The following is a 14,642-nucleotide window of genomic DNA, read 5'->3' on the forward strand; positions in this document are numbered from 1 at the left end:
CGTGACAAAATTGCGGCCGGGCCGCGCTCTTCAGAAGACGCGGCCGAGATCGGCGAGCTTCGGCGCCCGGCGATCCTTGTCGGACAGGATCGCCGCCTCGCCGGAGACCGGCCACGGGATCCCGATCGCTGGATCGTTCCAGAACAGCGCCCGGTCGTGCTCGGGGCTGTAGTAGTCGTCGACCTTGTAGGCGACCATGACGTCGGGCGTCAGGGTGCAGAAGCCGTGCGCGAAGCCGTGCGGGATGTAGAGCTGCTCGCCGTTCTCGGCGTCGAGCGTGACGGCGACGTACTTCCCGTAGGTCGGCGAGTCGCTGCGGATGTCGACCGCGACGTCGAGGATCGCGCCCTGCAGCACGCGGATCAGCTTGGCCTGCGCGCGGGGGGCGATCTGGAAGTGCAGGCCGCGGACCGTCCCCTGCGGGGCCGAGAAGGACTGGTTGTCCTGCACGAACGGCGTGGTGATGCCGGCCCGCGCCAGGGTGTCGGCCCGGAAGGTCTCCGAGAACCAGCCCCGCGCGTCGCCGAAGCGCTTCAGGACGATGCGCTTCACGTCCGGGATCTCGGTCTCGATGACGTCCATGCCAGCGCCCTTCTTGCGGATCCCGTCGCGAGGTCCAGCGGACGTCTCCGCGTCGGTCGTTCCGGGTCGCGCGCCCGCCTCGCCGACCACAACCTCGGTGATGCACCGCGACTTCCGGTCATTCGCCGTCCGTGTCAAGGCGTGCGGGCTGCGGTGGCGTGCACGAGGGAAGCCGATGACGGGCGGAGCCGGACCCGCGGTGGACGGCCTGCTGCGTGCCCAGCTGGCCGATCCGGCCTGCACGTGGAGCCTCGGCGGCTACGGAGCCGCCGCCGTGTTCGCGCGGGAACCCGACGAGCCGGCACGGCCCCTCGAGGACGACGCGATCGGGCTCCGCACGGCCCGCGGCGCGCTCGCGGTCCGGGCGCATCCGGATCTCAGGCCGTTCGCCTACGAGACCGGCTTCGCCGACGGCTGGAGCCAGGCGGTCGCGCTCTGCCTTCCCGCGGCCGCCTGCGCGATGGGCCGGCGCACCGTTCTGACCGAACTGGGTCCCGACGAGGCGGCAATCCGGCCGGAGGACCGCGCCGCGCGCCTGTTCGATCTCGGCCTCGGTCTGCGCGCCGCGGATGCCTGCCTCCGGACCGCCGACCCCGCGCGGATCGCCCGCTTGCGGGCGCTGGCGGGCCGACCGCTCCTCGCCGCCGGCGCCGCGGCGATGCCGTCCGCTGTCATCTCGAGCCTGGACCAGATCGTCATCACCCGCATCGGTCGCGTCGAGGTCTTCGCGCCGGAGGCGGATCGGGCGGCCGCGGGGCCCGGGCCGCGGTGCCACCTGCTGCCGCAACTCCTGCGACTCGCACGCACGCACGCGGCCACCGCGCCGATCCCGCCGGGTTGGATCCCCTGCGGGACGCTGCATCCGGCCCATCCCGCGCGGGACGGGGCCGGGCGACCGGTCCCGTTCGATGCCGGGCGCCACGCCGCGTTCGGACGCGTCCTCGACCGATGGGGCGATCCCGCGCTGGCGGCCCTGCGCCGCGCCGTGCTGGACGGCCAGGATCCCGATCCGCCGCGCGCGGGCGGACGGTTCGCGCGCTCGGCGATCCGCGCGGCGCGCGCCCAGCGGAGGGCTATCGTCAGGTAGTGCCGTCCCCGATCGCGTCCTGACGGTTCGGAGAGACGGCGATCCCGGTCGAGACAACCGCGCCGTAACCCCCTCTCCCGTGCGGGAGAGGGTCGGGGTGAGGGACGAGAAGCTTCAGGATCAGGCGCGCTCTCGGGTTGCCGACAGGCCGCGACTCGTCCGGATGGCCCTGATCCCTCACCCTGTCCCTCTCCCGCACGGGAGAGGGGACCGGCGCCTCGTGCGGCACCGGCTTGGCGATCACTTCGTCCGAACCCAATCCCGGGACCAAATCCAGGCCCCTCAGGGAATGCCGATCATCTTGTGGGTCTGCAGCGAGAGCCGCCAGCGGGCGTCCCGGCGGCAATAGGCGATCGCCGCCTCAGTGCTGGCGACCCGGTCGGGGCCGTCCATGGGCTGGAGGAAGCGGTGCTGGAAGGCGAGATCCACGAAGGCCGCGGGATCGGCATCCGCCTGCGGGTAGACGAGCTTCAGCTCGTGGCCGGAGACCTGTGCGAGGGCGTTGCTCCCCTTGGGGCTGACGCAGATCCAGTCGATCCCCGGGGGCGCCGGCAGCGTGCCGTTGGTCTCGATGGCGATCTCGAACCCGGCCGCGTGGACGGCCTCGATCAGCGGCGTGTCGAGCTGGAGCAGCGGCTCGCCGCCGGTGAAGACAACGTAGCGGTTCGCGGCGCCGCCCGCCCAGGTGGCGGCGATCGCGTCGGCGAGGGAGGCCGCGTCCGCGAAGCGCCCGCCGCCCTCCCCGTCCATCCCGACGAAATCGGTGTCGCAGAACCGGCAGGCCGCGGCGGCGCGATCGGCCTCGCGCCCGGACCAGAGGTTGCATCCGGCGAACCGGCAGAACACGGCGGCACGGCCCGCCTGCGCGCCCTCGCCCTGGAGCGTGTGGAAGATCTCCTTGACCGCGTAAGCCACAACCGTCCCAGTCACCGTCGCGCGCGATCCGGCTTGCGCGCCCGGCCTGCACATAAGCCGTGCCGCCCGCGCGGGCCACCGACAACCGCGCCGTGCAGACCCGCGATGTGATCTCGCCTTGCTCTTGCCACGGTAGGCTCGTTCATGCCGAGATGCAGTCCGGCGATCGCCTTTCGGCCGTCCGGGCTGCGCCGCTCTCCGGCTGGCCGGCCGGAAATCCGACGCCCCCAGGGCGTCGATCCAGGCGATCCTCTGACGAGTCGGGCTCGAATGTCCTCTTCTCTCTACCGACGCCTCACCGTCGGGCTTGCGGCGCTGACGGGTCTGCTCGGGGCGGGCCTCGTCGGGATCGGCGCCGCGAACGCCGTGACGGTGCCGATCCTCGTGGCCGACGTGGATTCGGGCAAGGTCATCTACGCGCAGGCGCCGACCGACCCCTGGTACCCGGCCTCGATCACGAAGCTGATGACGACCTACGTCGCACTGGACCTCGTCCGCCAGGGCAAGGTTTCGCTCGACTCGATGATCACCATCTCGGCCGCCGCCGCCGCCGAGCCGCCCTCGAAGATGGGCTTCAAGCCGGGCACGCAGCTCACCCTCGACAACGCCCTGAAGATCATCATGGTCAAGTCGGCGAACGACGTCGCCTACGCGATCGGCGAGTCGCTCGGGGGATCCGTCGAGAACTTCGCCGCGCTGATGAACGAGACCGGGCAGCGGATCGGCATGCATGACAGCCGCTGGTTCAACCCGAACGGCCTGCCCGACCCGCGCCAGTGGACCTCCGCCCGCGACATGGCGGTCCTCGCCCGGGCGCTGATCCGCGACTTCCCGGATTCCCACGACCTGTTCTCGATCTCGGCGATCCAGTTCGGCCGCGCCGTGATGGCGAACCACAACGGGCTGCTCGGGCGCTATCCCGGCACGGACGGGATGAAGACCGGCTTCATCTGCTCGGGCGGCTTCAACGTCGTGGCGACCGCCACGCGCAACGGCCGGCGGATCGTCACCATCGTGATGGGGCAGCCGACCCCGCGCGAGCGCGACGTGAAGACCGCCGACCTGTTCGACTACGCCTTCGGCCAGAGCGCCGGCTGGACCAGCCCGACCCTCGACGCGCTGCCGGCCTCCGCAATCCCGGCGCCGCCGGACATGCGTCCCTTCGTGTGCGGCGGCAAGAAGCCCCCGGCCATCGAGGACGGTCCCGGCGCGCTGAGCGCCCCCGGTTCGGCCGCGCAGTTGATCGGCGGCTCGGCGGCGAACTCGCCGGCGCTGGCGCTCGCCGCGTTCTCCAACCCGGCCCTCCGGGCGCGGTCCCTGCCGCCGCGGGCGCCGCTCCAGCCGATCGCCGTCTGGGTCGGTCGCAACCCGGCCGAGGGCCAGCAGATCCTCGAGGCGCAGGAGGCCGAGCAGAAGGCCGCCGCCGCCAACACCCGCGCCGCCAAGCTCGAGGCTGCCAAGGCCAAGCGCGCGGCGGCCCTCGAGGCGGCCAAGCAGGCGCGCGCGGCGCGCCTGGAGCGCGCCGAGGCCGCGAAGGCGGCCGCTAAATCCGCTCCCAAGGTCGCCGCGAAGCCGGGCCACGGCGTGCCGCGGAACGCCAGCGCCTACACGTCGGACGTCACGCCCGGGATGCCGGAGGCCAAGCCCGGGAAGGGCCTGACCAAGCCGGCTCCGAAGGCGGCCGCCCACAAGCCGGTGCCCGCCAAGGCCGATACGACGTCCCACAAGGCGGCGGCCAAGGCCCCGGCCAGGAAGCCGGCCGCCAAGAAGGCGGCGGCCGACGAGTAGGCCCACTCCGGTGCTCGGCGCACCGCCGCGTTGCCGCGGAGGCCGCCACACCCCACTTCGTCGCCCATGTCGCCGCCTCTGTCAGAGACCCCCGCCCCCGCTCCGGACCCGCGCCGCCCGGAGCCCATCCCGCTGACCGTGCTCACCGGCTTCCTCGGAGCCGGGAAGACCACCCTGCTGAACCGGCTGCTGCGCGATCCCGCGCTCGCCGACACGGTGGTGATCGTCAACGAGTTCGGCGAGATCGGCCTGGACCACCTGCTGATCGAGACCGTCGACGAGGACATGATCCTGCTCGGCGCCGGCTGCCTGTGCTGCACGGTGCGGGGCGACCTGATCGCGACCCTTGAGGATCTGCTGCGCAAGCGCGACAACGGCCGGATCCGGCCGTTCCGCCGGGTCGTGATCGAGACGACGGGCCTCGCCGATCCGGCGCCGATCCTGCACGCGCTGATCTACCATCCCTATCTGGTGCTGCGGTACCGTCTCCAGGCCGTGGTGACGGTGGTGGACGCGTCCACCGGCGCCGCGACCCTCGACGCCCATCCGGAAGCCCTGCGGCAGGCCGCGGTCGCCGACCGGATCGTGCTGACCAAGGCCGACCTCGCGGGCGACCTCTCGGGGATCCGCGCGCGCCTCGCGGCGCTCAACCCGGCCGCCCCGATCGTCGCGCCCGACGCCCCCGCGGACACGCTCCTCGGCGGCCTGTTCGGCCTCGACGGCAAGACCGCCGACGTGCGCGCGTGGCTCGGCGACGCGGCGCTGGAGCAGGCGCATCACCGCCACGCCGACGTGAACCGCCACGACGCGTCGATCCGGGCGATCTGCCTGACCAGCGCGGCGCCCGTGCCGCGCCCCGCCTTCGAGATGTTCATGGATCTCCTGCGCTCCAGCCACGGGCCGAAGCTGCTCCGGCTCAAGGGCCTCGTCGCCCTCGCCGACGATCCCGAGCGGCCCCTCGTCGTCCACGGCGTCCAGCACGTGTTCCACGCGCCGGTCACCCTGCCGGCCTGGCCGGATCCCGACCACACCTCGCGCCTCGTCCTGATCCTGCGCGACCTCGATCCGGCCTTCGTGCGCCAGCTCTGGGACGCCTTCCTCGGCCGCCCCCGGGTCGACGCGCCGGATGCCGCCGCCCTGACCGACAATCCCCTGGCGATCCCCGGCCCCTGACGCCGGCGGTCGGCACCGTCCTTGAAGCCCTCGACGCGAAGGGCGCCCCGGAGGCGCCGGATCGTCCCGGATCGGGACGGGTCGTCGAGAGGCAGGACACGCGGATGGCGCGACGCTTCACCGTGATACAGGGCGGGCTCACCGAGCGGCCGGACCGCGCGGCGGATCCGGAAGCCGGAGCCGGTGCCGAGGACGGCGCCGAGGACGGCGCCGAGACCGGGACCTGGCGGGTCGATCTGCGGCGACCCGGTGCCGTCGACGCGGCCTCCGTCGCCGCGTGGCGGGCCATGCTGGTGCGCAACGCGGTGACCGACCCGCTGCGCGACCCGGACCACCTTCTCCCGCTCGCCCAGCACCGCCCGGCCGGTCGTCCCGTCGCCGTCGCCCTCGCCTGGAGCCGCGACGCGCGCGACGGCCACGAGACCCTGCGCGGCGTGGTCCCGCTGGCGATGCCGCATCCGGTCTGGGGCCGCCGCGCCCGGCCCTGGCAGCTCGCCGAGCCCGACGCGGCTGCCCTCGTGGAGCGCGCGGCCGCGGAGGCCGTCGACCGGGCGCTGCGGGAGCGGCTCGGGGCGCTGCGCCGCCCGCTCCGACTCGTCGGCCAGTCCGCACCCGCCCCGGATCCGGAGCCGCGGCGCCCCGTCCTGGCGGCCAGCCGCCCGGCGCGTTCCCGGCCGATCCCGGCCGGGAACCTGCTCGGCGTGCGTCCCGAGGGCTGGGAGCCCGCGGAGACCGAGATGCTCGCCGTCACCGAGCCGGAAGCGGTCCGCGACGCCGTCGACACCTTCCTCGCCCTCGACGCCCGCACGGCCGCGCGGCCGATCATCGCCGATCCGGCCGAGGCGTCGCTGGTGCGTGTGGTCACCCGGCTGTTCGCCCGCCGCGGCGCGCTGCGGGTCGAGTTCCGCCGGCGGGCCGGCGCGGTGGTCGCCGGGACGCTCCACCTGTGCGCCGGCGCCAACGCGGTGCCCTGGCGCCGCGCCCGGGCCTGAGTGGTCGGTGAGCGGTCAATCCGCCGCGTCCGGGGCGCCTGTCGACGGGGGCGGCGAACCCTAGCTGGCCGACATGACCCGCGACCTGCCCCACGGCGTTCGACCCGCTCCGCGCCGGAAGGCGGCCGCACAGACTGTGCCGCGCTCGCGCGGGGCGGGCGAGGCCGACCGGGTGGCCGCCATCCTCGCGCGCCTCGCCGAGCGGGACCCGGATCCGAAGGCCGGATTCGACCGCACCGACCCGTTCCGCCTGCTCGTGACCGTGCTGCTCTCGGCCCAGTCCACCGGCCCGACCGTCTCGCGGATCGCGGACGCGCTGTTCGCCGAGGCCCGCGATCCCGCCGCCATGGCGGCCCTGGGGGAGGCCCGGATCACCGAGATCGTCCGGCCGGTCGGGCTCGGGCCCTCCAAGGCGCGCAACATCGTCAGGCTGTCGGCGGTCCTGCTCGCGGAGCACGGCGGCGCCGTCCCGCGCAGCGCCGCGGAGATGCGCCGCCTGCCGGGGATCGGCCGGAAGAGCGCCGAGGTCACGGCGAACTTCGCCTTCCACGAGCCGGTGATCGCGGTCGACACCCACATCTTCCGGATCGCGAACCGGATCCCCCTCGCCCCGGCCGCGACCGTCGACGCGGTGGCCGACGGCCTCGCCCGAGTCGTGCCGGACGCGTTCAAGGACAACGCCCATGTCTGGCTGTTCCGGCACGGGCGCGACACCTGCACGGCCCGGAAGCCCGCCTGCCCCCGGTGCCCGGTCTCCGACCTGTGCGCGTGGCCGGGCAAGGCGACGGCCTAGACGCTACTCGTCCTCGCCGAAGCGGTTGGCCAGCAGGGCCTCGATGGCGTCGAGGCAGCTCTCCGCGTCCGGGCCGACGGCGGTGACGGCGATGCGTGTGCCCATGGCGGCGCCGAGCGTCAGCAGGCCCATGATCGAGCGTCCGCCGACTGTCTCGCCGGCCCGGGTGACCGTCACGGCGGCGTCGTAGCGCTCCACGGTCTGCACGAACTTCGCGGAGGCGCGGGCGTGGAGGCCCCGCCTGTTGATGATCGGGAGCTTGCGGATAAGGCCGCCCTCCGGAACCGGCGGATCGTCATCGGTCTCGAAAAGCTCGTCCATCGCCCGTGGTGTTTCCCGCCCGATCGGCGGCCCTGGCGGCCGCTCGTCCCGAACCTAAACCATTGACCGGGCGTGTCGATCCCGCAGCCCCGCGGGCGCGGTGGAACGGGCGGCTGTGTGACCGTGCCGGCTACCACTCGTACTCGGCGCCGACGCCGAGGCTGGTGCGGCCGTCGGTCCCGGCCTCGCCCTTCAGCTTGATCCGGCGGGTGACGTCGAAGTCGACCCCGACGGCGGTGTCGGCGGGCTTCGCCCCGGCCTTCACGCCGACGCTGACCCGATCCGAGATGTAGCGCGAGGCGCCGATCGCCGGCCCGCCGCTCGCGCCGGTGGAGACGTCGAGGCTGTCGAGGCCGAGGCTCTTGCGCGCCTGCTCGAACACGTCCGGACCGGCGGCGCCCCCCGAGAGCTGGGCGACCGCCTGGGCGAGCTGCAGCGCCTGGAACGGCGACAGGCCGGCCGAGGCCTTCTTGAACAGGATCCGCGACAGGATCTCGTCCTGCGGCAGGACCGGATCCGAGGTCAGGGAGAATTGCGGCGCGTCCGCGAAGCCCGAGACCGCGATGCGGGCGGTCACGTCGGTGGCCTTGGTCTCGGCGACGAAATCGAGCTCCGGCGTGGTCAGGCTGCCGGCGAAGGTCAGCCGGCCGCGGCTGAAATCCAGGCGCTGGCCGACGAGCTCGAACTGTCCGCGCCGCAGCGAGAACGCGCCGTTGGCGTTGGGCGACGCGGAGGTGCCGGTGACGCGCAGCGCACCGCCGAGTTCCGCGTCGATGCCGCGCCCGCGCACGAAGATGCGGCTCGGCGCGTCGATCGTCACGTCGAGGGTGGCGTCGAACGGGACGGCCGGCTTCCCGCCCCGTCGCCCGGACCGGGTCGCGGCCTTCCGCTCCGCCCGCTGCGCCAGGCGCGCCTTCAGGGCCGGCGGCGTGTTGACGTGGCGGACGCCCGGCAGCGGCCGGATAGTGGCCGGCAGCCGGTCCGGAACCGCGACGTCGATCGACACGACGTTCACCCGGCCGGCGATCCGCGGCGTCCGCGCCAGCGGCCCCGCCAGCGTGATGTCGACGCTCGACACGGCCGTCATCAGAGGGCTCGAGACGAGTTCGGCCTTGTCGGCGACGACGTGGAAATTGCCCGGGAAGTCGGGCGCGAGGGAGACGCGGCCGGTTACGGAGACCTGACCGCCGTTGCGGGCGGTCGCGGTCAGGCGCTCGACCACGACGCTGTCGCCGCGGCCGGTGACGCGGCCCTCGATCCCGGTGAAGCGGAGCCCGTTCAGCGGATCGGTGAAACTCCCGCCGCTCAGCACCGCCGCGCCCTGGGCCCGCGGCGCCGCGAGCGTGCCGGTGACGCCGCCGTCGATGGCGATCTTGCCGGTGACGCTCTGGCCGCCGACGCTCAGGAGGGAATTGGCGAGGGCGGCGTCGAGCGTCCCGCGCGCGCGCAGGTCCAGCGGACCCCCGGCCTCCACGGGCAGCGACCCGGAGACCGTCAGGGCGACGCCGCGCCCGGCCGTGACCCGCCCGTCCAGGCTCGCCTGCCCGTCCGACAGCGTGCCCTTGGCGGTCGCGTCGATCGCCGGCAAGCCGGCCTGCCGCGTCTGCGGGGCGACGAGCTTGGCGACGCTGACCGCGTAGCGCCCCTCCGGCCGCGTCGCGCGGCCGCGGAGATCCGCCTCCCCGTCCAGGGTCCCCGAGAGGGCGAGGCTCGGTGCGGCGATTCGGGCGAGCGACAGGGGCAGCGACCGGATCGCCACCTTGAGGTCGAGATCCCGCCCGGCGCGGCCCGCGACCGTGACGCGGCCGGAGCCCGCCGCGATCGACAGGCCGTCGATCACCGCGCCGCCGTCCCGGAGGGTGATCGCCGCCGGCCCGGTGAGGGCGAAGCGGTCGTTGCCGCGGGCCGCTGACAGGCGCTGGATCTCGATCCGCGTGTCCGCGGCCGGGACGACCCGCGCGGCACCGTCGAGCGTGAAGCCGCGCGCCCGGGCGGTGAGGCTCACGTCGCTGAAGGCGGGCGTGCCGTTCGCGAGGAGCCGGATCGTGTCGACCTGCTGGCCGGCGGCCACGAGCCGGTCGGCCTCGACGCGCCCGTCGAGGACCGGGTGGGCGCGCAGGTCTCGTCCCGAGAGGTCCGCGTCGAGCCGCGCGAGGGCGGTCTCGCCGTAGCGGAGACCGGCCCCGGTGGCACGGACGGTCACGTCCTGGCGCCCGCCGTCGCGGGCGAGGGTCAGCGCGGCGTCGAGGCGGCCCGCGACCGGTTCCGGGACCAGGGGCGCGATGTCCGTCAGGTCGCCGGCCCGCACGGTGAGCGCGCCGGCCGACAGCCACGTGTCGGCCGCGACCGTCGCCTGGCCCGCGACGGAGACCGAGCCGAGATCGAGGCCGAGCCGGTCGAGGACCCAGTCCCCGCCGACGCGCGCGAGGTGCGCGCCGCCGGTCAGCGGCTTGCCGCCGACATCGCCGCCGAGCCGGACCGTGCCGTCCGGCGCGAGGAGCGCGTCCCGCAGGACCGCCTCGACGCGCAGGTCCCGGATCGGCTTGCCGGCCGCCGTGGCGGAGGGCGCCGTCAGGGTCGCGGTCACGTCCGGATGCTCGAGGGATCCGGTCAGGCGCGCGTCGACGCCCGCCCTGCCGGTGAGGCGCCCGTCGAGATCCGCGAGGCTCTTGAGGTCGATCCTGCCGGTGACGTCCGCGCGGGTCGCCGTCGCCTCGCCCTGCAGGGTCGCGGTGACGCCGGAGCCTTCCAGGCGCAGATGGTCGAAGCCGTACCCGTCGAAGGTCTGGGAGACGCGCCCCTGGAGGCTCGGCGCGGGGCCGAGGGTGCGGTCGGCCGCCCGGACCCCGGTGACGACGCCGCTCGTCGTCACGGCGAGGTCGGCGGCGACGGCCTTGCGCGCCGGATCGCCGCTGAGCCGCGCCTTGGCGTCGAGGCTGCCCGCGAGACCCTGGCCCGCGAGGCCCGAGAAGACGGAGAGGTCCGGCAGCGCCGCGTCCACGGTGCCGGTCAGGGTGTTCTGGCCGACCCGGCCGGCATAGGCGGCCCGCGCCGTGTCGGAATCGAGGTTGAGCGCCGCGATATCGAGAACGCCGTCGGCGCCGGCCGAGGCCCGGAGCGTCACGGTGGCCCGGCTGCCGATCGCCCGACGCAGGGCCGGGTCGGCGAGCTTCAGCCCGTCGACCCGGCCGTCCGCCGCGATGGCGAAACGCTGCGCCGACGGCTCGCCCTGCGGGTCGATGCCGAGGCTGGCCTCGATCCGGTCGAGGCTGGAATCGCGGCTGCGCAGGGCGGCCGCGTCGAGACGGCCCCGGACGGTGGGCGCCGCCAGCGGTCCCTTGAGGCTGCCGTCGAAGACGAGCTTGCCGATCTCGGCCTCGCCGGCCCGGGTGACGTCGCCCTCCGTCGGCAGGGCGCGCGCCTGCAGCGTCAGGTCGGCGATCCGGTCGCGGGTGAGGCTGCCGCCGGCCGTCAGGCGCGCCGTGCGGGAGGTCAGCTCCAGCCGGTCGATCCGGAAGGCGCCGCTATCCGCGAAGGCGAGGCCGCCGTCGAGCTTGGTGGTGCCGGCGAAGACCGCCGCCGCCGGACCGGGCATCAGCCCCTCGATCCGGGCCGCGAGGTCGAGGGCGAGGCGCCGCTCGGCCCCGATGCGGGAGATCTTCGCCCCGCCCCTGGCGCCGATGTCGGGACCGGCCGTGAAGTCGAGCTTGGCCCCCCAGGCATCCAGTGTCCCGGTCCCGTCGAGCGCGAAGTCGATCGGCGGGGTGCCGGGCAGGTTGGCGGCCTTCGAGAGCAGGCCGCCCGCCGGCTCGACCAGGTTCGCCTTGAGTTCCAGCCGCTCGCCGTTCGGCACGAACAGCAGCGACAGCAGGAAGCGGCCCGGCGCGTCGAGGCGCTGCGCCCTCGCCTGCAGGTCGAGCCCCTCGCTGGCGGCGCCGAGCTTCGCCCGGCCCTCCGCCGACAGCCGCGCCGGCTGCCCGGCCACCGCCTCGCCCAGGGTCAGCTCGGCCAGCTTGAAGCCCTTGATCTCGACCTTGACCGGCAGGTCCGGGAGGAGCCGCCCGTCGGGCTTGGCCTCGGGCGGCGGCGGTCCGGGTATCGGCCGGCGCAGCACGTCGAGATGCCCGATCTCGAGGCTGTCGACCTCCAGCCGTCCCGACAGGAGGGCCAGCCGCCGCCAGACGATGCGGGCCCGGTCGAGCTTCAGCCAGACGCCGTCGCGGTCGCTGATCGCCACGTCCCGGATGGTCGCGTCCGAGGACAGGGCGCCGTCGATGGCGCCGATCGCCACCCGCGACGAGGGCGTCGACAGGGCGCGGGACAGGAGGCCGCCGAGGACGGACTTGTCGCCCTCGTCGGCGCGCGTCGCCGCGAGGGTCCAGGGCAGCAGGGCGAGGCAGACCAGGACGAGCGCCAGGCTCCACCGGCCGGGACGGGCGGTCGGACGCGCGGTGCGCGGCGTGAGTCCGGTTCGGAACACCATTCAGAACGCCTGCCCCAGGCTGAGATACAGGACGGCGGGACGCACGTGTCCGCCCTTGTAGGGGTCGAGCGGGAAGGCGACGTCCGCGCGGATCGGCCCGATGCCGGTGTAGTAGCGCAGGCCGATGCCCACGGATTTGCGGATCTTCTCATCGAAATCCGGCGTCGCCGAGGCGAAGGCGGTGCCCGCGTCGAAGAACGGCACGACGCCGATCGTGTCGGTGACCTTGATGCGCGCCTCGAGCGAGGCCTCCAGCAGGCTGCGGCCGCCGATCGGCAGGTTGAAGGGACCGATCGGCCCGAGGGTCCGGTACGGGTAGCCGCGGACCGAGCCGCCGCCGCCCGCGAAGAACCTGAAATTGTCGGGGATCTCCCCCAGCGGCGCGCCCGAGACCGAGCCGAAGCCGACGCGGCCGGCCAGGATCACGCGGGCCTCGTCGTCCAGGGCGTAGTAGGTCGATCCCTGCGCCTTGGCCACGACGATGCCGGGCGAGGAGATCGCGCCGGGATAGACCGCCAGCGACGCGATGGCCCGGACGCCCCGGGTCGGGTCGAGGAGGCTGTCGGTGGAATCGTAGGTCACCGAGGCCGGCACGCCGATCAGCCGGTAATTGACCGTGCCGAGGGCGTCCTTCGACCGGCCCGCCTGCGCGTCGAGCCCGATCTGCGCCGAGAACGTGTCCGAGAACCGGTGGCGGATCGCCCCCGAGACGCCCCCGCCATCCACGAGGTAGCTCTGCTGCACCTCGCGGGTGATGAAGGCGTTGGCGAGAAAGTCGTTGCGCGTCCCCCACAGGGCCGGCTGGACGTAGGTCGCAGAGAGGCGGCCGCCGAGGCCGTTCGTGCCGATCCCCGCGAGCTTGCGCTGGTTGGCGAACGGGTCGTTCCCGAGGCCCAGGTAGTAGATGTCGGCGTCCACCCTGAAGGACTCGCCGCCACCGAACAGGTTGCGGTTGGCGTAGTAGGCCCGCACGCCCGGCCCGTCGACGGTGGAGTAGCGCGCCGAGACGCCCACGAGGTTGCGCTCGCGCTCGGTGACCGCGACGAACAGCGGCAGGTTCCCGTCGGCGTCGAGGGTCGTGCCCTCGCGGACCCGCACGCCGCCGATCCCCTCGATCCGCGCCACCGACCGGCGGATCGCCGCCACCGCCTGGGGCGAGTACGGGTCGCCCGGCTCGGCGTAGATGAAGGAGCGGATGGTGGCCGGGTCGATGCCCGGCGCTCCGCTGATGGCGACCGGGCCGAGTCCGGCCACCGGGCCCGGCGCCACCGTGAAGGTCACGTCCATGACGTGGGCGGAATCGTCCACCACGGGGTCGCGCGCGATCACCTTGGCGAAGGGATGGCCCTGCGCGCGGAACTGGTCGACGATCTGCGCTTCCCGCGCCAGCACCGTGGCCGAGCGCGCGGGAACGTCGTCGTCGACGCGGGTGACCCGCGCGGGTAGCGCGGAGTCCGGGAACGGGTTGCCCGCCGGATCGCGCACGGTGATCCGGCGCAGCTGGTAGAGGGGCCCGAGATCGACCGCGATCCGCACCGGGACGAGGCCGCGGTTGCGCCACGCCTCCGCGGCACCGACCGCCGACGCCGCCTGGCCCGGCACCGGCGCGCCGTCGATCCGGATCGTGACCGTTCCCTGATAGTAGCCGTAGCCCGACAGGACGTCGGCGAGCTTGGCGCGATCGGTCTCGGCCCGGCGCAGCAGGCCCTCGCCGTCGGGCGGCGGCTCCTGCCGCAGGCGATAGAGGGTGGACGTGTCCTGCAGGGCCCGCAGCACGTCGGAATCGTCCGTGCCGGTGATCCGCAGCGTGTACGGAAGCGCCGTCGCGCTCGGTGGCGGCGGCTCCGGCTCGCTGCCGAACAGGCCGAACAGGTCGAAGGCACGCGCGGGTTGAGTCCCCACGGCGATGAGCAGGGTCAGGGCCAGGGCGACCAGCCTCGGCGGCGATGCGCGACGCATCACCGGGCGGGCCGCACGATGAGAGGGAGCGGAGACGCGCAAACCGCGCTCTTCAGCTCCGATCGAGGTCGGCCGTGCCGCCTGCCTGTGAGATCATTGCCGCTCCCCCCTCACGCCGTATCACGACGTACCCCACCGCATCTTAAGGCCAGGTGCCTGCGAGGCCAACACCGCCAAGGTCGCGGCCCGGGGACCGCGCCCGGGAACCGGTTCGGCCGCTCGCGATGAGGCTGGTCAACGACGGGCTCCGACGCGCGTGATGCAGGCGGCACAGACCGCGAACCCGGGGCGGCGCGGTGCTCGGACTCCCCTCCCCTCGCGGAGGGCAGGCCGTGTTCCGGAGCGTGTCCGCGCCACGAGCGGGTCCACGCGACTTACTGCCACAACGCAGAACCCGCCGCGCTGTTAAGCGCGGCGGGTTCTGTGCGTCGGATTTGGTTGCGGGGACAGGATTTGAACCTGTGACCTTCAGGTTATGAGCCTGACGAGCTACCGGGCTGCTCCACCCCGCGCCAAGTCTGTACGGCTGGTCCGGGTCGACGCGGGCTC

At 74.1% G+C, this 14,642-nt stretch carries 10 protein-coding genes and 1 tRNA gene; 5 read left to right on the forward strand and 6 right to left on the reverse strand.

Annotation, left to right across the window (positions count from 1 at the left end):
- Positions 1–30: 30 nt before the first annotated feature.
- Entirely contained in the window at positions 31–582 is a 552-nt protein-coding gene (rfbC, locus tag C4T42_RS18995) for a dTDP-4-dehydrorhamnose 3,5-epimerase (protein ID WP_020094104.1), read from the reverse strand.
- Positions 583–757: 175 nt separating this feature from the next.
- On the opposite strand from rfbC, the gene C4T42_RS19000 reads away from it, so the two are divergent.
- A complete protein-coding gene (locus C4T42_RS19000) occupies positions 758–1,669 on the forward strand; it encodes a hypothetical protein (protein WP_020094103.1) in 912 nt (303 codons plus the stop codon).
- Between the two features lie 282 nt (positions 1,670–1,951).
- Here the strand turns inward: C4T42_RS19000 and queE are convergent, their stop codons facing one another.
- Complete coding sequence (queE, locus tag C4T42_RS19005; protein WP_020094102.1) at positions 1,952–2,584, reverse strand: 7-carboxy-7-deazaguanine synthase; 633 nt, start codon at positions 2,582–2,584, stop codon at positions 1,952–1,954.
- 270 nt (positions 2,585–2,854) lie between these two features.
- Here queE and C4T42_RS19010 point away from each other — a divergent pair, with 270 nt between their 5' ends.
- From C4T42_RS19010 to nth, 4 genes are all read left to right on the forward strand, one after another.
- Complete coding sequence (locus C4T42_RS19010; protein WP_020094101.1) at positions 2,855–4,372, forward strand: D-alanyl-D-alanine carboxypeptidase family protein; 1,518 nt, start codon at positions 2,855–2,857, stop codon at positions 4,370–4,372.
- Between the two features lie 66 nt (positions 4,373–4,438).
- Complete coding sequence (locus tag C4T42_RS19015) at positions 4,439–5,545, forward strand: GTP-binding protein (protein ID WP_103985616.1); 1,107 nt, start codon at positions 4,439–4,441, stop codon at positions 5,543–5,545.
- 104 nt (positions 5,546–5,649) lie between these two features.
- Entirely contained in the window at positions 5,650–6,537 is an 888-nt protein-coding gene (locus tag C4T42_RS19020) for a hypothetical protein (protein ID WP_103985617.1), read from the forward strand.
- 73 nt (positions 6,538–6,610) lie between these two features.
- Positions 6,611–7,330, forward strand: a complete 720-nt coding sequence (nth, locus tag C4T42_RS19025; RefSeq protein WP_026605075.1) for an endonuclease III — start codon at positions 6,611–6,613, stop codon at positions 7,328–7,330.
- Between the two features lie 3 nt (positions 7,331–7,333).
- On the opposite strand, the gene C4T42_RS19030 is transcribed toward nth, so the two are convergent.
- The 4 genes from C4T42_RS19030 to C4T42_RS19045 form a co-directional block, all read right to left on the reverse strand.
- Positions 7,334–7,651, reverse strand: coding sequence for an HPr family phosphocarrier protein (locus C4T42_RS19030; protein WP_020094097.1), 318 nt, complete (start codon positions 7,649–7,651; stop codon positions 7,334–7,336).
- Positions 7,652–7,781: 130 nt separating this feature from the next.
- Positions 7,782–12,134 (reverse strand): translocation/assembly module TamB domain-containing protein, encoded by a 4,353-nt coding sequence (locus tag C4T42_RS19035; protein WP_020094096.1) that lies wholly within the window; start codon positions 12,132–12,134, stop codon positions 7,782–7,784.
- Entirely contained in the window at positions 12,135–14,093 is a 1,959-nt protein-coding gene (locus C4T42_RS19040) for an autotransporter assembly complex family protein (RefSeq protein WP_020094095.1), read from the reverse strand.
- A 435-nt stretch (positions 14,094–14,528) separates the two neighbouring features.
- Positions 14,529–14,605, reverse strand: a tRNA-Met gene (locus C4T42_RS19045).
- Between the last annotated feature and the right edge of the window lie 37 nt (positions 14,606–14,642).

The organism is Methylobacterium sp. 190mf (assembly GCF_900107945.1).
In the GTDB taxonomy this organism is placed as follows: Bacteria; Pseudomonadota; Alphaproteobacteria; order Rhizobiales; family Beijerinckiaceae; genus Methylobacterium.